Source organism: Rhodoferax sp. RT4P68 (assembly GCF_056521305.1).
In genome coordinates this window covers 259,058-280,800 of the sequence record NZ_JBWMBB010000006.1, presented here as the reverse complement: position 1 = coordinate 280,800, position 21,743 = coordinate 259,058, and the positions used below count along the sequence as shown (strand labels likewise).

General features: G+C 69.9%; 15 protein-coding genes and 1 pseudogene. 7 read left to right on the top strand and 9 right to left on the bottom strand.

Features of this window, described 5'->3' with window-relative positions; all coding sequences use genetic code 11:
- Positions 1-2 precede the first annotated feature (2 nt).
- From AC099J_RS15555 to AC099J_RS15545, 3 genes are read right to left on the bottom strand one after another with little or no spacing between them, the layout of a single operon-like run.
- Complete coding sequence (locus AC099J_RS15555) at positions 3-2,039, bottom strand: S8 family serine peptidase (protein ID WP_479616172.1); 2,037 nt, start codon at positions 2,037-2,039, stop codon at positions 3-5.
- Entirely contained in the window at positions 2,036-3,142 is a 1,107-nt protein-coding gene (locus tag AC099J_RS15550) for a phosphatase PAP2 family protein (RefSeq protein WP_479616171.1), read from the bottom strand. The genes AC099J_RS15555 and AC099J_RS15550 overlap by 4 nt, the downstream gene beginning before the upstream one ends.
- Before the next feature lie 4 nt (positions 3,143-3,146).
- Positions 3,147-4,949 (bottom strand): adenylate/guanylate cyclase domain-containing protein, encoded by a 1,803-nt coding sequence (locus AC099J_RS15545; protein WP_479616170.1) that lies wholly within the window; start codon positions 4,947-4,949, stop codon positions 3,147-3,149.
- A gap of 470 nt (positions 4,950-5,419) precedes the next feature.
- Here AC099J_RS15545 and hppD point away from each other — a divergent pair, with 470 nt between their 5' ends.
- The 4 genes from hppD (at position 5,420) to trmB (ending at position 12,307) form a co-directional block, all read left to right on the top strand.
- Positions 5,420-6,505 (top strand): 4-hydroxyphenylpyruvate dioxygenase, encoded by a 1,086-nt coding sequence (gene hppD / locus AC099J_RS15540; protein ID WP_479616169.1) that lies wholly within the window; start codon positions 5,420-5,422, stop codon positions 6,503-6,505.
- 159 nt (positions 6,506-6,664) lie between these two features.
- Positions 6,665-8,941, top strand: a complete 2,277-nt coding sequence (locus AC099J_RS15535; protein ID WP_479616168.1) for a hypothetical protein — start codon at positions 6,665-6,667, stop codon at positions 8,939-8,941.
- 159 nt (positions 8,942-9,100) lie between these two features.
- On the top strand, positions 9,101-11,398 hold the full coding sequence (locus AC099J_RS15530; RefSeq protein WP_479616167.1) for a heavy metal translocating P-type ATPase: 2,298 nt from the start codon (positions 9,101-9,103) through the stop codon (positions 11,396-11,398).
- Positions 11,399-11,503: 105 nt separating this feature from the next.
- Positions 11,504-12,307 (top strand): tRNA (guanosine(46)-N7)-methyltransferase TrmB, encoded by an 804-nt coding sequence (gene trmB, locus AC099J_RS15525; RefSeq protein WP_479616303.1) that lies wholly within the window; start codon positions 11,504-11,506, stop codon positions 12,305-12,307.
- Between the two features lie 153 nt (positions 12,308-12,460).
- Here trmB and AC099J_RS15520 read toward each other — a convergent pair whose 3' ends face one another.
- On the bottom strand, positions 12,461-13,297 hold the full coding sequence (locus AC099J_RS15520; protein ID WP_479616166.1) for an undecaprenyl-diphosphate phosphatase: 837 nt from the start codon (positions 13,295-13,297) through the stop codon (positions 12,461-12,463).
- A gap of 149 nt (positions 13,298-13,446) precedes the next feature.
- Between AC099J_RS15520 and AC099J_RS15515 the strand changes: the two genes are divergently transcribed.
- Complete coding sequence (locus AC099J_RS15515; protein ID WP_479616165.1) at positions 13,447-14,379, top strand: pseudouridine synthase; 933 nt, start codon at positions 13,447-13,449, stop codon at positions 14,377-14,379.
- Between the two features lie 105 nt (positions 14,380-14,484).
- On the opposite strand, the gene AC099J_RS15510 is transcribed toward AC099J_RS15515, so the two are convergent.
- The 5 genes and pseudogenes from AC099J_RS15510 to AC099J_RS15490 all read right to left on the bottom strand — a co-directional run bounded on the left by AC099J_RS15510 (position 14,485) and on the right by AC099J_RS15490 (position 19,542).
- On the bottom strand, positions 14,485-15,726 hold the full coding sequence (locus AC099J_RS15510; RefSeq protein ID WP_479616164.1) for a dienelactone hydrolase family protein: 1,242 nt from the start codon (positions 15,724-15,726) through the stop codon (positions 14,485-14,487).
- A gap of 35 nt (positions 15,727-15,761) precedes the next feature.
- Positions 15,762-16,286, bottom strand: a complete 525-nt coding sequence (locus AC099J_RS15505; RefSeq protein WP_479616302.1) for a flavin reductase family protein — start codon at positions 16,284-16,286, stop codon at positions 15,762-15,764.
- Positions 16,260-17,494 (bottom strand): annotated as a pseudogene (locus AC099J_RS15500) (styrene monooxygenase/indole monooxygenase family protein); the annotation flags it as partial. The pseudogene AC099J_RS15500 and the gene AC099J_RS15505, both read right to left, overlap by 27 nt.
- Positions 17,495-17,499: 5 nt before the next feature.
- On the bottom strand, positions 17,500-18,747 hold the full coding sequence (locus tag AC099J_RS15495; RefSeq protein WP_479616163.1) for a styrene monooxygenase/indole monooxygenase family protein: 1,248 nt from the start codon (positions 18,745-18,747) through the stop codon (positions 17,500-17,502).
- A gap of 3 nt (positions 18,748-18,750) precedes the next feature.
- Positions 18,751-19,542, bottom strand: coding sequence for an SDR family oxidoreductase (locus AC099J_RS15490; protein WP_479616162.1), 792 nt, complete (start codon positions 19,540-19,542; stop codon positions 18,751-18,753).
- Positions 19,543-19,731: 189 nt separating this feature from the next.
- Between AC099J_RS15490 and AC099J_RS15485 the strand changes: the two genes are divergently transcribed.
- Positions 19,732-20,727: an AraC family transcriptional regulator gene (locus AC099J_RS15485; protein ID WP_479616161.1), complete on the top strand. Its 996-nt coding sequence runs from the start codon at positions 19,732-19,734 to the stop codon at positions 20,725-20,727.
- Between the two features lie 181 nt (positions 20,728-20,908).
- A complete protein-coding gene (locus AC099J_RS15480; RefSeq protein WP_479616160.1) occupies positions 20,909-21,715 on the top strand; it encodes an alpha/beta fold hydrolase in 807 nt (268 codons plus the stop codon).
- Positions 21,716-21,743 lie beyond the last annotated feature (28 nt).

Sequence of the window (21,743 nt, the reverse complement as noted above, 5' to 3'; positions counted from 1 at the left end):
GATCAGGGCACGCGGGGCGCCAGTCGCAACGCGGCCCGCCGCTGCAGCGCCGGGTGTGGTTCGTCCACGTTGCGGTCCCGCCCGTTGGAGTCCGGCACTTTCCTGGGGACGGAGGCTGGCGGTGCCGCGTTGCCCCGGGCGGTGGCGGTGTAGCGCGCGGCAACCGCCCGCGCGCGCTGGGGCGATGCCGTGCTGGTGCCACTCAAGGCAGCCACGGTGCCGCTGCGTGTACCGCTGGCCAGGATGCCCTTCAGCACGGGCGAGTCTTCGGTGATGGCCCATGTGAGCGATGCCGGACTGGGGGTCGATTCGCCTGCCACGGACGAATAAGCCGCCTGCGTCGGGCTACCGTCCGGGGCGCGCAGGAGACCACCGACGACCTGGACAGCGCGGCTTGTCGCCATGCCGTTCAACGTCCCCTCCCGGCGCACATAACTATTTCGCTGGTCCTCCACTTTCGCCCTGCCGTCCTCGTCGAAGCGCAGGTAGTCCTGGTCGTCCAGCCGCGACTGCCGGCCACGGCCACGGCGGCCGAACGCCACGTCGTCGCGCTGCACGTAGAGGCTGACGAACAATGGCTCGCCTGCATGTTCGACCGTGATGGTCCAGCGCCCGAACGGGGCCGGATGGGGACGGGCATCCTGCAACACGGTGGGCGCCAGCGCGATCAAGCCCATCGGCGAGGCGCCGTTGCCGGGGTGCGGGTACAGGCCGATGTGCCCCACGGCGTGACCATCGATCTTGATGGGCCGTGTGGCGTCCCCTGTGCTTGCGCGCAGCAGTTCCACCGGGAAGTTCGCGCCATTCGGCGCGACGACGCTCATCTTGATGTCAAAGTCGCGGGTCTGCGCCTGCAAGGGCGGCTTGTTGTCCGGCCGGCTGACCCAGAGCTCGACGACGCTGGACGTCCCGTCGTCCGGCGACACCACCCAATCGACCGACATCGTCGAGCCTTCTTCCTCGTGTTTCATCTCGGCACGGGCATGGCATTGCGCGAGGTAGCTGTTGCCTTCCGGCATCACGACTTCCAGCACAGGGCCGGTGCCGGCCTGCCGGCTGACCAGCACGAGCTCGTCCAGCGCCGTGTCGAAGATCGAGGAGCCATCGTGCGGCCCTGCGATGTTGCCCATGCTGATGTTGACGACGGCCGGCAGCTCTGACGCTTCGGATGCACGCAGGATGCAGTGCAGACCTTCGATGATGTGCGCTGCCATGGAGCCGCAGGATGTGTCCTCGACCGCGCGGCCGGGCAACTGCACGCCGACGATGACCGTCGCCGTCGCCGCGCCCGAATCAGGCTCTTCCCCGGCCATGAGGTCGAGCACGTGCGTGCCGTGCGTGGCGCGGCGGCGCACTTCGTGGTAGCCGAGCGCGCGGTAGACCTGCTCTTCGTCGACCGCGTTGTGGGCGCCGGTGGCCGCACTGATCGCCGTATCCAGCGCAGACTGCGAGTGGACACTGCCGGGCCAGAACGGTGATGCTGGGTCCGCCGCGTTTTGGTCCCAGAACGCCAGGAAGCGGCTGGCCGGCGACTCGTTGCGCGTCACGCGAAAGCGTTGGTTGGCAAAGGCAATGCCGTCGTCGATGACGCCGACGAGCACCCGGGCACCCGGTGGCTTGCCGGGAAAATCGAAGTTGCCATCGAAGCGCTTCGCTGCTGGATTCGCTGCGGCAAAGCAGATTTCGAAGCGTTCCACCGCCTCCCAGAGCGCGCGTTGTTCCCCATCCACGGGCACCGCCGCCGACGCCAGCATGGCCACGATGGGCTGGGTGACGAGCAGCGTGCAGTGCCGCAGCTCCCGCCACCGCTGATCCCGAGACGCGTAGTGGCCCGGCACACGCAGCCATTTGCACCGGCTCGCTGTGACGTAGAGCTGGGCGATCACGTCGCCCTCGCCGCGCAACTGGACGATCAGCGAGATCCAGTCCTTCGCACCGGTGGCGCCCACGTCGCGGTACTTCGTCGCAGCGCACCACTGGTAGTAGCCATCGGCGCGTGGCTGCAGCGGCGGAACCTTCGGGGTCTTTGGAGTGCTCAATTCCATTCCTTGCGGGCCGCATTCCAGAGCGATGTGAGGATAGGCGAAGCGGGAGCAGCGACACCTTGTGCAGCGTTCGGCTTGAACGCCTCGTAGTGAAAATCCTTGGCCAGTTCCTTTGCAGCATCCAGACTGCGCGGCACGGCAGGCAGCTTGCCCCCTTTGCAACGCGCCACCAGGTATTCCCCCAGCGCGGTGCCCAGCACCCGCCCCGCCATACTGTCAATCGGAAAGTGCACGCCCGCGATGGTTCGGTTGATGGCCAACCGGGCGGCCTGCTGCAGCAGCATTTCGTGAAACGGCGTGTTCAAGGTTCCCGTCACCGCCGCCAAGACGTGCGCCGTGCAGTGCGCCTCGGTCGAGTGCCCGCTGGGGTAGCTGCCGTGGCCGGGCGTTGCGATCATGGGCTGGATCTGCGGCGACAGGTACGCTGGCCGCGGAAATGCGAAGGCGTGCTTGAAGCGCATCTCCACGGCGATGGCCAGGCGCACGGCGGCGGCCATCAGCTCCAGCGTCCACTTGTGGCGCGTGGCCTGCAGGCCGGCCAGGGAAGCCCAGTAGGTCGCAAGTTGCGGGATCTGCGAGACGATTTCGCTGGCGCGGTCGTCCCGGAGTTCGGCGTATTCATGCACATAGGCCAGTTGCGTCTTAAGGTCGACGGCCGTGCCCGAGCGAGGGCGGTGCAGCTTTACGAGTGGCGTGCCAGAAACCTTCATGGTCAAGCGGTGCTGCGGCCCGTTTCCCACGAAACTCACGCCGTCCATCGCCTCCACATCCACCACGACGGCACGGACCCAGGGCTCCCAGGTCAGCAGAGGCCCAGGATCATCGATTGCCTTCAGCGGCAGGCGGCTCGCCGGACTGACCAGGGCATTGCTGAACGCCCCCACCAACCCGTCGCGATTGACCAGCGACCCGCACGCGTCGAGCCAGCTGTCAACGAAGCCACCAGACGCCGCGCCGCCCGCGCCACCGGCCCCCCCAGCTCCGCCGGCCCCACCAGCGCCACCCGCACCCCCGGCCCCGCCAGCACCCCCGAGCACGCGCCCTGACAAGCTACCCATGTCGACCTCCCTTTCGTCGTCCGAAGCGGACGGCTGCAACTCTTCAGCGCAAGGGAATGCCGGCGGCGGCGAGCGATTCGGTCCAGATCTCTCCCGTGCTGTAGCCGGTGCTGGGCGAGCGTCGCCGGTAGTCCTCGATGTTCAAGGTCGGCTCCAGAGCCAGCAGTTCCTGCGCTGTCTGCCGAGCTTGCTCGATCCGACCCAGTTGCACCTCCGCAATTGTGATGACGCGCAAGGTCGACGTATGGTGTCGGTTCAGCCGCAGCGAGCGCCGCGCACGGTCGATGGCGGTCTCCCACTGGCCCGCCGCCAGCGCGGCCGTGGCCGACAGCGAATCGAAGAAGTAGCGCATCGGGTCCAGCGGTGACAGGGCCAGCGCGCGGTCGGCCGCGTACATGGCGTCGGCGCCTTCTCCGGTGAAGGCCCGCATGGTGCCGAGGAAGAGCCAGGCGAACGGCTCGTTCGGGTTCTCGGCCAGTGCCAGGTCGTAGCAGCGCTCGGCCGCCGCCATGTCCTTGAACAGATTGCAGTGCACGAAGCCATCAATGGCCAGTGCCAGGGAGGACTGCGGGTTCAAGTCCAGCGCGCGCCGCGTGTGGTCCTGCGCCATGCGGCGGTCGCGCTCTAGGTTGTCGCTCCAGCCCTGCTGCACCCGCAGCACGTGCCACTTGGCCAGCCACACGAGCGGCGCGGCGTGCCGCCGATCGCGCTCGACCAGCACGTCGAGCATGCGCCGCGCCCGCTCGAAGTCCTGCTGGGAGCTGCCATGCAACAACGCCACCGCCGCCATCAGCAGGCAATAGCTCTCCAGAGTGGCCAGTGGTTCGTTGCGGGCCCGCTCGATCTGGCGCAGGGCCAGCGCCTCGCACAGGCGGCGCGCCACGTCCACGACCAACGGGTCCTCGCCGCTGAACACGGCCGATGCGTTGCCGTGCGCGTCGTCGGACCAGATCACCGCGCCCGTGCGCGCCTCGGCCAGTTGCACCACCAGGCGCAGCCGGTTGCCGGCCAGGTGCACTCGGCCGGTCAGCACATGGTCGGCGCGCAGATGGTGCGTGGCGTCGGTCAGGATGTCCGCCCGGCCTTTCAGAGCGGCGGTCGAGAGGCGCGAGATGACGGTGAGCCCGGTGTGCCGCGACAGCACGCCGATCAGTTCGTCGGCGAGCGCATCACCCAGCATGGCCTGCACGCCGCTCAGGTCGAATGCGACGAACGGCACCACGGCAATCGTGGGTCGCAGCGGCGCCACGCGCCCGATCGGCAGCCAGGGCTGGATGGCCTGCGCGTCGGCGATGCGGAACGCGCGCACCGGCTCATCGAAGTGCTTGAGGTAGCACAGGCCGAGGTCCTCGATCTCGGCGTCCAAACCCGGCACGAGCTGATCGCGCACCTCGGCCGACACCACCGTCTGGCCGGGTGGCGCCAGCGCGCACAGCCGCGCCGCCAGGTTGACGGAGGTGCCGAACACGTCGATGTCGTCCTCCACCACATCGCCGACCGCGATGCCGATGCGCAGTTCGATCGCCGCGTCCTGCGGCCAGGCCTGGTTGTCCTGGCGGCACTGCGCATGGCACTGCAGGGCCAGCGCCACGGCCTCGGGCACGGCGCTGTCGAACTCGACCAGCATGCCGTCGCCCAGATGCTTGACCAGGCGGCCACCCCGCGGCGGCAGCATGCCGTCACGCACCGCCCGCACGAACTGCGTCCACCGCTGCGGAAACTGCGCGCGCGATTCGCCCACGAGCCGCACCGAGTTGACGACGTCGATGACCATGACGGTGCGGCGTACCAGGTCAACCGTCGACCAGTTGGTCGGGGCATTGGCGGGTTCATCTGAAGGATGCATCTATGAATTCTCAGTGGACGCCCAGGCGCCGACAAGCTGCGCCGCAGCCGTCCGTTGCGCCGATGCAGCCTAACGCCCGCTGCAGATATGCGTCACCACGTACCGGCCGTTGATCTTCTCGGTCACATGCGCACCTTCTCGCCCGCCCGCACCTGTTCGAGCATGGCCGCATCCTGCACACCGAGGATCATGGGTTGTCGGCGGCATGTTCAGATCGGGAAGCGGGCCGTGAAGGATGATGAGCCTGCGGCCCTCCATGCCGACTTTGCAGACTTTCGCGGTTGTTGCGGGTGTGGGCGTAACGCTTGAATCCATCGGGTTTTTGGCGATGTGCGAAGCCTTGCGGCGGCGTTTCCAACGATCCCGCAGGATTGGAGCGCAAGCACCCTACTGCGCACGCGACATTGCAGGAATGCTGCAGCACAAATGCCTACCATGGAGAGCTTCACACACCCACTGATGGAGACTTCATGACCGAGCTGTTCGACAACCCCATGGGCCTGCAAGGATTCGAGTTCGTCGAGTTCGCCTCCCCCACGCCTGGCGTGATCGAACCCTATCTGGAGATGCTCGGCTTCTCCCTCGTGGCCAAGCATCGTTCCAAAGACGTGCTGCTGTACCGCCAGGGCGAGATCAACTTCATCGTCAACCGCGAACCCAAGAGCGCCGCCGGCTACTTCGCCGCCGAGCACGGGCCTGCGGCCTGCGGCCTGGCGTTCCGCGTGAAGGACTCGCACAAAGCCTATGCCCGCGCACTGGAACTGGGCGCGCAGCCGATCGAGATCCCGACCGGCCCGATGGAGCTGCGGCTGCCGGCCATCAAGGGCATCGGCGGCGTGCCGATCTACCTGATCGACCGCTTCGAAGACGGCAAATCCATCTACGACATCGACTTCGCCTTCATCGACGGCGTGGACCGCCGGCCCGTGGGCCATGGCTTGAAGCTGATCGACCACCTGACGCACAACGTCTACCGCGGCCGCATGGCCTTCTGGGCTGACTTCTACGAGCGGCTGTTCAACTTCCGCGAGATCCGCTACTTCGACATCCAGGGCGAATACACCGGCCTCACGTCCAAGGCGCTGACCGCGCCGGACGGCATGATCCGCATCCCGCTGAACGAGGAATCGTCCAAGGGCTCGGGCCAGATCGAAGAGTTCCTGATGAAGTTCAACGGCGAGGGCATCCAGCACATCGCCCTGTTGACCGACGACATCCTGCACACCATCGACCAGCTGGGCCTGGCCGGCGTGCCGCTGATGAGCGCACCCAACGACGTGTACTACGAGATGCTGGCCCAGCGCCTGCCGGGCCACGGCCAGCCGGTGCCCGAGCTGCAATCGCGCGGTATCTTGCTAGACGGCTCGACCGCCGGCGACACGCCGCGCCTGTTGCTGCAGATCTTCTCGGAGACGGCCTTTGGCGGGCCGGTGTTCTTCGAGTTCATCCAGCGCAAGGGCGACGACGGCTTTGGCGAAGGTAACTTCAAGGCGCTGTTCCAGTCGATCGAGCGCGACCAGATCCGCCGCGGCGTGTTGCAGACCGAAGCGGCGTAACCGCCGCTTGCGGATGCGCGCCTTGCGCATCCGTCCTACAGCACCGGGCGGCGCGTGGCGATGGCACGCCGCCCTTGCCGCTGAGAGGCTCGTGGTCCGCATTGCCGTTCCACAGTTGCACAGGCCCCGTGCCTGGCGGCGCCTCTTCTCTCCCCGCCCATGCCCCATGTCTGGCAGTTCTTTCGCGCCGGCGGTGTCGATCAGGTCCTGATCGCCCGCGGCGCCGACATCGCGCAGCTGCGCCAGCTCGACCAGAAGCTCTGGGTCGCGCTGGCCTGCCCGACGCGCGGCATCGACTTCGACCACCGCACGCTGGACCTGATCGACACCGACCACGACGGCCGCATCCGCGCGCCGGAGCTGCTGGCCGCGTGCGAGTGGGCCTGCGCCCGCCTGCGCGACCCGGACCGGCTGCTGCATCCGCAACAGCGCCTGGCGCTGGCCGACCTGGCCGACGATGACACGGGCCGTGCGCTGGCCGATGCAGCCCGCCATACGCTGGCGCTGCACGGCCAGGCCGACGCGCCCGACATTGGCCTGGACGAGCTGGCGGAACGCCAGAAGCACCTGGCCGGCGAACGCTTCAATGGCGACGGCATCGTCACCCCGGCCACCGCAGGTGACGATGTGGCGCTGCGCGCGCTCATCGCGCAGATCGTGGCCACACAGGGGGGCGTGGACGACGCCGGCGGCACGCCCGGCATCGACGAGGTGCGCGCGCGGGCCTTCTTTGACGCCGCTGACACATTGCTGGCCTGGCACGCGCGGGGCGAACACGACTGCGGCACGCTGCGCGACGCGGCGCAGGCCGTTGACGCGGTGCATGCAAAGGTGGAGGATTTCTTTGCCCGCTGCCGCCTGGCCGATTTCGACAGCCGCGCCGCCGAGGCGCTGAGCAGCCCGGCGCCCGAGCTGCTGCGCGAGCAGGCTTTGCACACCTTGTCGCTGGATGCGGCCCTGTTGAAGAAGCTGCCACTCGCCCCGGTCGCGCCTGGCCGGGCGCTGCCACTCGGCGATGCCGCCAACCCCGCCTGGCACGCGGCGCTGCGTGCGCTGCGCGACCAGGCCGTGGTGCCCCTGCTGGGCGAGACCCAGCGCGAGGCGTTGGACGAGGCCGGCTGGCAGCAGCTGAAGGCCCAGGTCGCGCCCTGCCGCGCCTGGCTGGCCAAGGGCCCCACCGGGCCGGTGGCTGCATTGGGCCACCCGGCTCTGGCCGCACTGCTGGGCGACGACGCAGCCGTTGCACGGGCGCGCGTGCTCGACCTGATCGCGCAAGACCGCGACGCCGCGCCGCAGCACGGCCGCATCAACGACCTGGAAAAGCTGCTGCGCCTGCAGCGCGACCTGCTGAACCTGCTGCGCAACTTCGTCTCGTTCGAAGCCTTCTACCGACGCGAGGGCGCTGTCTTCCAGGCGGGCCGTCTGTACCTGGACGGCCGCAGCTGCGACCTGACCGTGCAGGTGGCCGACGCCAGCAAGCACGCCGTGGTGGCAGGCCTGGCCAAGGCCTACCTGGCGTACTGCGAATGCACGCGTGGCAAGGAGAAGATCACCATCGCCGCCGCCTTCACGGCCGGCGACGTGGACTTCCTGTTCGTCGGCCGCAACGGCCTGTTCTACGACCGCGAGGGCCGCGACTGGGACGCCCGCATCGTCAAGGTGATCGAGAACCCGATCAGCATCGCCCAGGCCTTCATGTCGCCCTACAAGAAGTTCCTGCGCATGATCGAGGAGCAGGTCGCCAAGCGCGCGGCGGCCGGCGACGCCACGCAGCAGGGCCGGATGGGCCAGTGGGCCGGCCAGGTGGCCAGCGCCGGCAAGCCCGCGGCCGGTGCGGGCACCGGCACCGCCACAGCGCTGGCCGACCCGCCGGCACGCGGGCGCATCGACGTCGGCACCGTGGCGGCGCTGGGCGTGGCGCTGGGCAGCATCAGCGCGGTGATCGTCGGCGTGTTCGGCAAGTTCGTGGAGCTGGGCTGGTGGATTCCGATGGCGATCGTCGGCATCGTGCTGTCGATCTCCGGCCCCAGCATGTTGATCGCCTGGCTCAAGCTGCGCCAGCGCAGCCTGGGGCCGATCCTGGACGCCAGCGGCTGGGCCATCAACGGCCGCATGCGGCTGAACGTGCGGCTGGGGGCCTCGCTGTCGCAGACAGCGCAGTTGCCGCCCGGCACGCGGCGCCAGCCCGACCCGTTCGCGGAGCGGCATGGCGCGCGCTGGGTGGTGTTGGCAGTGCTGCTGGCGGCGGCTTTGGGATGGGGAATCTGGCAGTTCGGCGCGGATCAGCGACGGGTGACGCAGACGATGCCGGGGCCGTCGTCCAGTTCGCCGATGCCCGCAGAGAGCGCCGCGCCGGTGGCCCCACCCAGCGCCGCGCCGGTGGCCTCGGCCAGCGCCGCGCCGGCGGCAGCCCCGGCCAGCGAGCCGGCACGCTGAGAGCTTGGGAGCCATCGCTTGAGCACGCGCAAGCGCCCGGCGACGGCAGCTTGCATGATGTCACCAGGCATGCAGCGGCACCGTGCCGTGCGCCCGATCAGTGCTTCTTCGGCACGGAGCACTTGACCTTCCCACCATGGCAAAGACGATGATCTGAGCATGAACCACCATCACACGTTGAACGACGCCACAGGTCTTGGCCCGGCCACCCTCACGCTGGGCATCGAGGGCATGCACTGCGCCTCGTGCGTCGGCCGCGTCGAACGCGCGCTGCGCGCCGTGCCGGGCGTGCAGCAGGCCAGCGTGAACCTGGCGACCGAGCGCGCCAGCGTGCAGTCCGCCACTGCGCTGGATGCTGCCACGCTGGTGCAAGCCGTCACCAGCATCGGCTTTGTCGCCAAACCCATCGTGGACAGCGCGGCCGCCCATGCCGCCACTGCGGTGCGGCGCGAGGACGAGGCCCGCGTGCTGCGGCGCGACCTGCTGCTGGCGGCCGTGCTGACGCTGCCCGTCTTCCTGCTGGAGATGGGGGGCCATCTGGTGCCGGCCGTGCACGGCTGGGTGCACGTCACCATCGGCATGCGCAACAGCTGGCTACTGCAATGCGCGCTGACCAGCGTCGTGCTGTTCGGCCCCGGCCTGCGCTTCTACCGGGATGGCTTGCCCGCGCTGTGGCGGCTGGCACCCGACATGAATTCGCTGGTGGCGGTCGGCACGCTGGCGGCCTATGGCTTCTCTCTCGTCGCCACCTTCGCCCCGGCGCTGCTGCCGGGCGGCACCGTGGCCGTCTACTACGAGGCGGCGGCCGTCATCGTCACGCTGATCCTGCTGGGCCGCACGCTGGAGGCGCGCGCCCGGGGTCGCACCTCGCAGGCGATCCGCCAGCTGGTCGGCCTGCAGCCGCGCACGGCCCGCGTGCGCCGTGATGGCCAGGTCATCGAGACGCCGGCCCAGGCGCTGCAGCGCGGCGACGTGGTCGAGATCCGCCCCGGCGAACGCGTGCCGGTCGATGGCGAGGTGATCGAGGGCGAGAGCTTCGTCGACGAATCCATGCTGACCGGCGAACCCGTGCCGGTGCACAAGGCGGCCGGCGCGCGGCTGACCGGCGGCACCGTCAACCAGAGTGGTGCGCTGGCCCTGCGCGCCACGGCAGTGGGCGACACCACGGTGCTGGCGCAGATCGTGCGCATGGTCGAGCAGGCACAGGGCGACAAGCTGCCGATCCAGGCGCTGGTGGACCGGGTGACGCGCTGGTTCGTACCGGCCGTGATGGCGCTGGCCGCCCTCACCTTCGTGACCTGGCTGCTGCTGGGGCCCGAGCCGGCGCTGACCTTCGCGCTGGTCAACGCCGTGGCCGTGTTGATCATCGCCTGCCCCTGCGCCATGGGGCTGGCCACGCCTACCTCGATCATGGTGGGCACCGGGCGCGGCGCCGGCCTGGGCGTGCTGTTCCGCCAAGGCGAGGCGCTGCAGCTGCTGCAGGAGACGCGCGTCGTCGCCGTCGACAAGACCGGCACACTGACCGAAGGCCGGCCGACGCTGACCGACCTGCACCTGGCGAGCGGCTTCACGCGCGCCCAGGTGCTGGCGGCCATGGCGGCGGTGGAGGCGAAATCCGAACACCCGATCGCCCGCGCCATCGTCGCCGCCGCGCAGGCCGAGGGCCTGGCACTGGCACCGGCCGAAGGCTTTGCCTCCACCACCGGCCAGGGCGTGCGGGCCCACGTGGCCGGCGTGCGCGTGGAGATCGGCGCCGACCGCTGGATGCGCGCGCTGGGCCTGGCGCCCGAAGCATTCGCCGAGGTCGCGCAGCGCCTGGGCGACGAGGGCAAGACGCCGCTGTACGCCGCGCTGGACGGCCGGCTGGCCGCCATCGTCGCCGTGGCTGACCCGATCAAGCCGACCACGCCGGCCGCCATCGCCGCGCTGCATGCACTGGGATTGAAGGTGGCCATGCTGACCGGCGACAACCGCCGCACCGCCGAGGCGATTGCGCGGCAGCTGGGCATCGACGAGGTGGTGGCCGAGCTGCTGCCCGGCGGCAAGGTCGATGCCGTGCGCCAGCTGCAGCAGCGCCACGGCCGGCTGGCATTCGTGGGCGACGGCATCAACGACGCGCCAGCGCTGGCGCAGGCCGACGTGGGCCTGGCGATCGGCACCGGCACCGATGTGGCGATCGAGGCGGCCGACGTGGTGCTGATGTCGGGCAGCCTGCAGGGGGTGCCCAATGCGATCGCGCTGTCTCGGGCGACCATGGCCAACATTCGCCAGAACCTGTTCTGGGCCTTCGCCTACAACGCCGCGCTGGTGCCGGTGGCGGCGGGGGCGCTGTACCCGTTCAACGGCACGCTGTTGTCACCGGTGTTCGCGGCCGGGGCGATGGCGCTGTCGTCGGTGTTCGTGCTGGGCAATGCATTGCGGCTCAAGCGGTTCAAGCCACCGCATGGCGCTACCTAGAATCGCCGGGTGAACATCCCACCGCCCGACGACACCCCCAACGACCTGCTGGCACCCCGCGCTGCAGACCCGGCGCCAGCTGCCGCATCAGACCGCGCGAAACCGATCGCACCCGGCACTGCGGCCGACCTTGCGGCCAGCGTTGCCACCAGCCTCGAAGCCGGCTCTGCACCCAGCGCTGCGACCGGGGCAGAACCTGGTTCCGCCCCCGCCGATGTGGCCCACCCCCGCGCCATCCGCACCTTCGTCAAGCGCGCCGGCCGCACCACCACCGGCCAGGCCAAGGCCACGGCCGAACTGGGCCCGCGCTTCGTGCTGCCCTACCGCGCGGCGCCACTGGACCTGCCCGCCGCCTTCGGCCGCACGGCCCCGACGGTGCTGGAGATCGGCTTCGGCATGGGCGATGCCACGGCCCACATCGCGGCCGTGCTGCCCGAGACGGACTTTCTGTGTTGCGAGGTGCACGAGCCCGGCGTGGGCGCGCTGCTCAAGCACATCGGCGAGCGCGGGCTGACCAACATCCGCATCCTGGCGCACGACGCCGTCGAGGTGCTCGACCACATGCTGCCGCCGTGGGACGCGCAGCAGAACCCGCAGGGCCTGGCCGGCATCCACATCTTCTTTCCCGACCCGTGGCACAAGAGCCGCCACCACAAGCGCCGCTTGATCCAGCCGCCGTTCGTGGCCCGTCTGGTGCAGCGGCTGGCGCCCGGTGGCTACCTGCACTGCGCGACCGACTGGGAGCCGTATGCCCACCAGATGCTGGAGGTGCTGCGTGCCGAGCCGCTGCTGGCCAACACGGCGGCCGACTTCGCACCGCGCCCGCACTACCGGCCCGACACCAAGTTCGAACGCCGCGGCCTGCGACTGGGGCACGGCGTGTGGGACCTGGTGTTCCGTCGCCGGTGAGTCTCGGCAGGGCCACAGGATGACCGTCGGCCATGCCAGCGGTGGCAGCTCTCTCACGCCGATCGTGTTGATCTTGCTCAGGGGCCACAGGATGACCGTCGTCCTCGCCAGCGGTGGCGGGCCCCTCAGGGCGCCCCGTCGAGGCTCACCCGCTCAGATCGCCTGCAGGATGCCGGCACCCAGCAGCGCGAACACCACCACGCCCAGCGCCACGCGGTAGTACACGAACGGCATGTAGCTGCGTGTGGACACCAGCTTCAGAAAGCCGACGATCACCGCATATCCGACGAAGAACGCGATGACCGTGGCCAGCAGCGTCTGGCCGGCGCCCACCGCACTGGCCACGCCCCAGGTCTTGTAGAGCTGGTAGAAGCCGGACAGCAGCACCGCCGGGATGGCCAGCAGGAACGAGTAGCGCGCTGCCGCCTCGCGCGTGTAGCCCAGGATCAACCCCATCGTGATCGTGCCGCCAGAGCGCGAGACCCCGGGGATCAACGCCATCGCCTGCGCGAACCCGAACAGCACGCCGTGGCCCCAGGTCAGCTGGTCCAGCGTGCGCTGCTTGCGGCCCAGGCGGTCGGCCGCAGCCAGCACCAGCGCAAACGCGATCAGCATCGTCGCCGTGATGTACAGGTTGCGCAGCGAACCCTCGATGGCATCCTTGAACGCCAGCCCCAGGATGGCGATGGGCAGCGTGCCCAGGATCACCAGCCAGCCCATGCGCGCGTCCGGGCTCAGCGGCTGACCGCGCTGGCGCAGCGAGGCCCACCAGGCCAGGAAGATGCGCACGATGTCGTGGCGGAAGTACAGCAGCACGGCGGCCTCGGTGCCGATCTGCGTGATGGCCGTGAACGCCGCGCCCGGGTCGCCGCCGGAGGGCAGCATCGGGCCGATGATGCGCAGGTGCGCGCTGGAGGAAACCGGCAGGAACTCCGTCAACCCCTGGATCAACCCGAGGAACGCAGCCTCGCCCCACCCGACCGCGCTCAACGCCCCGCTCCGGGTGCGGAAACAAAGGCAGGTGCTGCAAGAAGTCGGGGCATGGGCATGGGTCTGGACGGGGGTCGTGGAGGGCGGACGATGATAGCGGCTCAGGGTTTCCACTGATTCTGACCATGGCACGGCGACAATGCCGTGACATGCCCGCCCCACCAGCGTCACCCCCCGCCCTGCCCATGCGCGCTGGCGTGACAGCCAGCACCGTGGGCCTGCCGGCCGGCCCCTGGGCTTCGTGGCTGAAGTTTTTCACCGACCGCTTCCCGTACATCCCGCGTGCCGAGTGGCGCGCGCGCATGCTGAGCGGTGAAGTGATGGACGACCGAGGCGATCTGCTGGCACCAGACGCACCCTACCGCGCACACGGCCGTGCCTACTACTACCGGGCGCTGGTGGACGAGGCGCCCGTGCCGTTCGAGGCGCAGGTCCTGTTCCGCGATGCGCACCTGCTGGTGGCGGACAAGCCCCACTTCCTGGCCGTGACGCCAGCCGGCCAGTACCTGCATGAAACGTTGCTGGCACGCCTGCGCCGCGCAACCGGGCTGGTCGAGCTGCAGCCGCTGCACCGCATCGACCGCGAGACGGCGGGGCTGGTGTTGTTCAGCCTGCGCCGCGAGGACCGCGCGGCCTACCACGCGCTGTTCAGCGACCGCGTGGTCGACAAGGAATACGAGGCGATTGCGCCGGTGCGGCCCGGCCTCGCGCTGCCGCTGGTGCGCGAAAGCCGCATCGTGCGCGGCGAACCGTTCTTCCGGCAGTGCGAGGCGGCGGGTGAGCCGAATGCCAGCACCCGCGTCGCGCTGGTCGAATCCCATGGCCTACGCGGCCGCTACCGCCTGGAGCCGCGCACCGGCCAACGCCACCAGCTGCGTGTGCACATGGCGGCGCTCGGCCTGCCAATCGAGGGCGACGCGTTCTACCCGGCGGTGCTGCGCGGGCCGGATGAGCCGGACGACCACGCGCGGCCCTTGCAGCTGTTGGCGCGGTCCATCGGGTTCACAGACCCTGTCACGGGGGAGCAGCGCCGTTTTCACAGCCTGCGGTCACTTCAAGCGCTGCGATCCGCGCCTGCGTGAGGGCCTCGTGACGGCGTGAATGGCGTGCGTGGATGGCGCGCGCGATGGTGCCCCTGATGGCTCGCCGGGCCCCAGCGCGCGCCGCGACGTGCGAGCGCCCCGCGCTCACACCACCCCACCCCCAGGCATCAAGGTATTGGACGGCAGGCTTTCGTCGATCAGCTTGCGCGCCGTCTCCACGCCCGCCACCGGCAGCAGCTTCGGGTCGAGCAGGCCCACCTGCACCAGCACGCTGGCCTGGTCCCAGTAGATGTGTTCGTGGCACAGCTTGTCGCCGCGGAACTTGACGACGGCCAGCAGCGGCACTTCCACGCGTTTGCCGGTGGGGGCCACGCCGGGCAGCATCCACGGGATCTCGCTGGTGTGGGTGAAGCTGAACAGCATCTCGTCCACCACCTGCGTGGCGCCCACGGTGCGTGAGATCGGCACCAGCGCGGTGTCGGGCGGGTTGCTGTTGACGAAGTGGTGGGTGTAGAAGTGGTGCAGCTTCTCGTAGCCCACGCCGCCGGTCATCGTGGGGATGTGGTTCACATAGGGCTGCGCCACCATGGTGGCCATCGTGGCATCGACATCGCGGGTGGCGAACTCGTATTCGCAGTGCTTGTCCCACAGCGCGGCCAGGTCGTAGTGCGGGCCGATGGCGGCTTTCAGCGTGGCGATGCTGCGCTCGTGCGCCAGCAGCGCCGAGCTGCGGTGGTAATGGTCGCCGCCCACGCGCGCAAAGGCATGGTCCACGCCGGGGTAGACCTGCAGCTGCACCTTGGGGTGGCCGCGCAGGGCCTGCACGATGCGCTCGCGCGCCTCGGGCGGGCAAAAGCCGTCCAGCTCGGCAATGTGCAGCAAGAGCGGGGCCGTGATGCGGGCTGCCTCGTCCAGCGCGGCTTCGATGCCCACACCGTAGTAGCCGACGGCCACGTCGGCGTCGGTGCGGCAGGCCGCGAGGTAGGCCAGCTTGCCGCCCAGGCAAAAGCCCAGCACGCCGACCTGGGCGCCCGTGACCTCGGGCCGCTGGCGCAGCGCGGTGATGGCGGACTGGATGTCGTCCACGCCCAGCGCCTCGTCGAAGCCCTTGTACAGCGCGAACGCGCGTTGCCAGTCGTCGGGCGTGTAGCCCAGCTCGATGCCGGGCTGCTGGCGCCAGAACAGGTCGGGCACCAGGGCCACGTAGCCTTCCTCGGCATAGGCATCGGCGACCTCGCGCATGGTGGCGTTGACGCCGAAGATCTCCTGCGCCACCACCAGGCCCGGGCCGGTGCCCGCGCTGGGCAATGCCAGGTAGCCGCGGAACGTGCCGCTGCCGTCGGCGGCGGGGATCTCGATGTACTGCGATTTCGGCGTGTCGGCCATCTGCATTCCTTGTCGTGTCGGTGGGAGGGGGGCGCTCAGGGTGCGCATTCGGGGTGCCGCGTGGCGACCTGGTAGGCGCCCGCGTGGAACACCAGGGGTTCGCCGTCGAAGCGGTCGTAATGCTCGACTTCGCCGATGAAGATCAGGTGATCGCCGCCATCGTACTGCCGCACGTTGCGACAGACGAAGTGGGCCAGCGCACCGTCCAGCAGCGGCACGCCGGCGATGGCGTCCAGGCAGTCCACGCCGCCGAACTTGTCGGGCTGCGGCGTGGAGAACTGGCGCGACACATGGTGCTGCCCGGCGGCCAGCACGTTGATGCCGAAATGGCTGGCGGCCGTGAAGTCGGCCAGGCTGGCCGACTGCCGCGCCAGACTCCACAGCACCAGCGGCGGCTCCAGCGACACCGATGAGAACGAGTTCGCCGTCATGCCCACGCGCCGCCCGTCGAGCGCGCGCGTGGTGATCACCGCCACGCCGGTGGCGAACTGCCCCAGCGCACGCCGCAGGTCGCGGCGGTCGAAGCGGTCGGTGGCGGCTTCGCGCGCACGGGCGTCCAGGAAGCGGTCGGCCGCGCCGGCATCGCACCACCAGGGCGCCAACGCGCGCGGGTCGTCGAAGCCGTTGGCCACGCTGGCGGCCACAGCGTCCAGCCGCGCGGCGCTCTGCAGGATCTTGTGCGCCTGCGGCTGCGGTGGCGCCAGCAGGCTGTTGGTCCAGGCCGTGGCCAGCGCGCATAGCCTTCCCAATAACGCCCGAAGGTCTGCTGCATCCAGGCCGCGTCGAACGGCGCGTCGCCGTGTTCCAGCACGCACTGCAGGTAGATGTCGGCGCACTTGGCGGCGTTGTTGGCACCCTGGCCGGTCAGCGGGTCGTTCAGCACCACGGCGTCCGCCATGCCCAGCACGGGGTGGCCCGAACGCAGATGCGCGACCGGCGCGCGCACCGTGGGCGTCACGCGGCCGACCAGGGTGCCGTGGTCGTCGGTCAGCGCCACATCCGCGCAGCGCTCGGCCTCCCAGGGCAGGAACGTGGCCAGGATCTGCAGGCTGCGCGCCAGGTGCTGGGCCGGCGTCTGCACGTCGTCCCAGCAGTCCATGGGGCCGCCGGGCAAGCCTTCGAACACCATGATCTCGCAGGGGCCGGTGGCCGTCAGCGCCGGGAACACGAAGTATTCGCCGACGCCGGGGATCAAATTGAAGCTGACGGCCGAGTACGGCGTGCGCGGCCGCATGCCACGCACATAGGTCAAGGCCACCACGCGCTGCGGCGCATCGAAAGGCGAGCGTTCGGCATCGCGCGCGAACATCGCCGACAGGGCGCCCTTGCCGCTGGCCACCAGCACCAGGTCATGGTCGGCGGCCAGGGCCTGCAGCGTGGCCTCGTCGGCCTCGCGGATCTGCAGTTGGCCGCCGCGCGCCTCAAACAGGCCCATCCAGTGCGCAAGCTTGAGGCGCTGGTCGACGGATTGGGCCGGGTGGTCCAGCCGCGCTGCCCAACGGACGGACGGGCCGCCCTGCGGGCTGCGCACCGTGACGGCGATGCCGTCCACCGTCGGGCAGACCTGCGCCCAGTGGTCCAGCCCCAGCAGCCGCTCGGTCTGCAGCGCGCTTTCGAACATGCACTGGCTGGACAGCACCGGGCCGCCCAGGATGTCTGCAGCCGTGCGGTTGCTGAGCAGCGTGACCTGGTGGCCCGCCTGCAGCAGCCCCAGGGCCAGCTGCAGGCCCGACTGGCCGGCACCGACGATGGCAAAGCGCCTGGTCATGCGCTTCAGGCGACGGCCGCGCAGGTCTGGGCAAAGCGCTCGGCCTCCACCGGATCGGCGAACCAGGGGAAGAAGGTGCGCGGGTCGTCGAAGCCGTTGGCGATCGCGCTGGCCAGGGGCGGCACCGCACCGGCCTGGCCCAGCAGTTGCAGCACGTGCGGCGGGGGCGGCGTCAGCAGCATGCCCGTCCACTGCACCACCCACTGCGCATAGCCGAACCAGTAGCGGTCGAAGGTGTGCTGCATCCACGCGGCATCGAGTGGCGCGTCGCCCTGCGCGAGGATGCTCTTGAGGTAGGTGTCGGCGCACTTGGCCGCGTTGTTCGAGCCCTGGCCCGTGATGGGGTCGTTCAGCACCACCACATCGGCCATGCCCAGCACCTTGCGGCCCGAGGGCAGCGTGGCGACCGGCTTGCGCACCGTCGGGGTGAAGCGGCCGGCGAGGATGCCGTGGTCGTCGGTCAGTTCAATGCCTGCGCAGCGCTCCGCTTCCCAGGGCAGGAAGGTGTCCAGGATCTGCTTGCTGCGGGCCAGGTGCTGCTCAGGCGTCCTGGCGTCGGCCCAGCAGTCCATGGGGCCACCGGGCACGCCTTCGAACACCATGATCTCGCACGGGCCGGTCGTGGTCAGCGCCGGGAACACGAAGTATTCGCCGACGCCGGGGATCAGGTTGAAGCTGACGGCCGAGAACGGCGCGCGTGGCCGCATGCCGCGCACGTAGGTCAGCGCCAGCGCACGCTGCGGCTGCGCGAAGCGCGACTTGTGGTCGTCGCGCGCGAACAGCTGCGCGATCTCGCCCTTGCCGCTGGCCACCAGCGTCAGGTCGTGCTGCAGCGTGCAGGCTTCCAGCTCGGGGATGCCGGCGTCCTGGAACACCAGCTCGCCACCGCGCTGCTGGAACTCGCCCATCCAGACGGGCACCTTGAGACGTTGGTCCACCGACTGCGCGACCGACTGCAAGCGCGCGGCCCACTCGATGGCCTTGGCGCCGCGTTGCTCGGGGTGCGGCACCGTCAGAGAAATGCCCTCGACCGGCGGGCAGTCACGGCCCCAGAAGTCCAGGCCCAGGTCGCGCTCGATCTGCAGCGCACTGTGGAACATGCACTGGCTGGACATGACCTTGCCGGCGCGGATATCGGTCGCCGAGCGGTTGCTGTACAGCGTGACGTGGTGGCCGGCGGCCAGCAGGCCCAGGCCGAGTTGCAGGCCGGACTGGCCGGCGCCGATGATGGCGATCCGCTTGGATGCGTGCATGTCTTACTCCATCAGTTTGGGAATGGCCGGAACGGCCTGTTCAGGCCCCATGGCCGAATAGCCGCCGTCGACCGCGTAGTCGGCGCCGGTCACGAAGCTGGCGTGGTCCGACAGCAGGAACAGCACCACCTGGGCGACCTCGTCCGGGTCGCCCACGCGGCCCAGCATGTGGAAAGGCGCGGCCACGCGGTCGGTCTTGGCGCGGTCGCCGCCACTCAGCTGGTCCATCACGGCCGACCAGGTCCAGCCCGGCGACACGCTGTTGACGCGGATGCGGTCGGCCGCCAGGTCCATCGCCATGTTGCGCGTGAGCTGGGCCATGGCGGCCTTGCCCACGGGGTACAGCCAGCGCCCCGTCTGCGCCACGCCAGACGAGATGCTGGTGAAGTTGACCACGGCGCCACCGCCGGCCGCCAGCATGTGCGGGTGCACGGCCTGCAGCATGGCGACCGCGCTGGCCACGTTGACGTTGAACGCCGTCAGCCAGTCGGCACGCGGCGACTTGAAGCCCTCGTCCAGGTAGGAGCAGGCCAGGTTCACCAGCAGCTGCACGCCGCCGTGGCGCGCGGCCGCGTCGGCCACACAGGCCTCAACCTGCGCGTCGTCGGTGATGTCGCAGCGGCGAAAGTGCGCGCCTGCGCCCAGCGCGTCGGCCAGCGGCTGGCCCTTGTCGGCGTCGATGTCGGCGATCACCACGCGCACGCCGGCCGCGTGCAGCGCGCGCACCACGCCGGCGCCGATCAATGTGGCGCCGCCGGTCACGATGGCGCTCTTGCCCTGTAGTCCCTTGAACATGCTGCTCGCACTCCCCCTGTGGACGGGCGACCGGAGCGGCGCCCTGCCCCGCAACCTTAGGTGCAGCCGGCGCGACTGCGCATCCCGCAGGCGCGGCCGGTGTCCCGCAAGCGCACATCTTTGCGGCGCGCCCACGGATCGATCCGCATTGTGGGAACCGGGGCGGTGCGCTACCTTTGCCCACCCGCCATGCCCACCACCGCCTGCCCGCCCCTGCCACTTGCGCGCTACCGCCTGTTCGAAAGCCAGGACCTGGACGAGGCCCGCGAGCGCGTGGCACGCGTGTTCTGCCCGCACGGCCTGAACATGCTGGGGCCCCGCGTGCCACTGGACGCCTGCCACCACAGCGTGCGCCTGCACCGCGATGTGAGCCTGAACTATGTGCAGTACGGCCCGGCGGTGCAGATCGACCCGGGCCATCTGCAAGACTTCTTCCTGCTGCAGATCCCGCTGCGCGGCGGCGCCGACATCCGCTGCGGTGCGCAACACGTCACGGCCACGACGCGCCTGGCCTCGCTGCCGTCTCCGACCGAGCCCTTGGCCATGCGCTGGGCCGACGACAGCCCGCACCTGATCGTGCGGCTGGGCCGCCCGGCCCTGCTGACCCAGCTCGAAGGGCTGCTGCAGGCCCCCGTGCGCGACGACCTGGTGTTCGACCTGGGCGTGCCGCTGGACGACCCGGCGCTGGCCGCTCTGCTGCAGTTCGTCGACTACCTGCGCGCCAGCCTGGACACGGGCGGCGCCCTGCAGCCTGGCAGCCTGCTGGCGCAGCACGCCGAGGCCTATCTGCTGACCAGTCTGCTGCTCTGCGCGCGCCACAACCACAGCGCCGCGCTGAACGGCCAGGCCCAGCGCAGCCTGCTGCCGCGCTCGGTGCGCCGCGCCCAGGACTACATGGCCGCACACGCGCAAGCGCCCGTGACCCTGGCAGCCGTCTGCGTTGCTGCCGGCTGCAGCGCGCGCAGCCTGCAGCAGGCATTTCGCCAGCACCTGGGCCAAGGGCCTATGGACTTCCTGCGCGACCTGCGGCTGGACCGGGTGCGTGCCGAACTGATGGCAAGCGACGCCAGCGTACGCGCGACAGCCGAACGATACGGCTTTGTGCACCTGGGCCACTTCGCGGCGCAATACCGTACGCGCTTTGGCGAGCGGCCTTCAGACACGCAGGCGCGGCGCCGCGTCTGACACCCACTGCACCTGTACTCCCGCGCTGGGTTGACATTTATTCCGCATCCATTTGTGCGGTGCAGCATGGACAATCGGCAGTTGTACACAACTGCTTTGGATGCTGCACATGCGGGTCGAATGGAATTCAGGGCGCACTTGGGTTGGCGCGATCACCCTGGGCATGGCGCTCAGCGCCTGCATGGGCGTTGTCCCCCCGGCACCGTCGCCGATGTCGGTCGCCCCGCTGCCAGGCACGCCGATCGCCTTTGCACACCAGGGCCGGGGCAGTGTGCTGCCCACGGTGGTGTTCCAAAGCGGCCTGGGCGATGACCACGGCGCCTGGGCCGAAGTGCTGCAGCAGTTGCCACCGCAGATCGAGGCCGTGGCCCCGGACCGCCCTGGCTACGGCGCCAGCCCGGCCCGCACCGAAGTGCGCGACGCCTGCCGCATTGCGCACGAGCAGCGCCAGATGCTGCGCCGCGCCGGCCTGATGCCGCCCTACGTGCTGGTCGGCCATTCCCTGGGCGGCCTGTACCAGTACGTCTATGCGCGGCAATACCCCGATGAGGTGGCCGGCCTGGTGCTGCTGGACCCGACGCACCCACAAATCCTGCCGACGATGCAGCGCGAGGCGCCCGGTGCTGCCGCGTTGCTGCAGCTGGCGCGGCAGACCGTGTTCACGCCAGCCATGCGGCAGGAGTTCGACGCCCAGGCCGGTTGCCTGGACGCGCTGGACAGCGCCACACCGCTGAACGTGCCGACGGTGATGATGGTGTCGACCCGCTCGCCGGCCTATGAAGGCGCCGACCTGCACGCGGCGTTGGGCAGCCTGCGCCAGGACTGGCTGCACCTGACCGGCACCTCAGCGCTGACGCCGGTAGCCGGTGCCGGGCACTACATCCAGCGCGATGCGCCGCTGGCCGTGGTGGGGGCGATTCAGTCGCTGATGGAGACGGCCACCGAGCGACTTGTCGGTGGTGGCCCCGGAAGTACCCCATTCCTGTGATGTTGCAGATCGGCCTTGTATGTTGCTG

Bases quoted from the DNA above. Each gene is read 5' to 3' on its own strand.
- AC099J_RS15545 (WP_479616170.1), bottom strand. From the start codon at position 4,949: ATGCATCCTTCAGATGAACCCGCCAATGCCCCGACCAACTGGTCGACG.
- hppD (WP_479616169.1), top strand. From the start codon at position 5,420: ATGACCGAGCTGTTCGACAACCCCATGGGCCTGCAAGGATTCGAGTTC.
- AC099J_RS15535 (WP_479616168.1), top strand. From the start codon at position 6,665: ATGCCCCATGTCTGGCAGTTCTTTCGCGCCGGCGGTGTCGATCAGGTC.
- AC099J_RS15530 (WP_479616167.1), top strand. From the start codon at position 9,101: ATGAACCACCATCACACGTTGAACGACGCCACAGGTCTTGGCCCGGCC.
- AC099J_RS15515 (WP_479616165.1), top strand. From the start codon at position 13,447: ATGCCCGCCCCACCAGCGTCACCCCCCGCCCTGCCCATGCGCGCTGGC.
- AC099J_RS15510 (WP_479616164.1), bottom strand. From the start codon at position 15,726: ATGGCCGACACGCCGAAATCGCAGTACATCGAGATCCCCGCCGCCGAC.
- AC099J_RS15495 (WP_479616163.1), bottom strand. From the start codon at position 18,747: ATGCACGCATCCAAGCGGATCGCCATCATCGGCGCCGGCCAGTCCGGC.
- AC099J_RS15490 (WP_479616162.1), bottom strand. From the start codon at position 19,542: ATGTTCAAGGGACTACAGGGCAAGAGCGCCATCGTGACCGGCGGCGCC.
- AC099J_RS15485 (WP_479616161.1), top strand. From the start codon at position 19,732: ATGCCCACCACCGCCTGCCCGCCCCTGCCACTTGCGCGCTACCGCCTG.
- AC099J_RS15480 (WP_479616160.1), top strand. From the start codon at position 20,909: ATGGGCGTTGTCCCCCCGGCACCGTCGCCGATGTCGGTCGCCCCGCTG.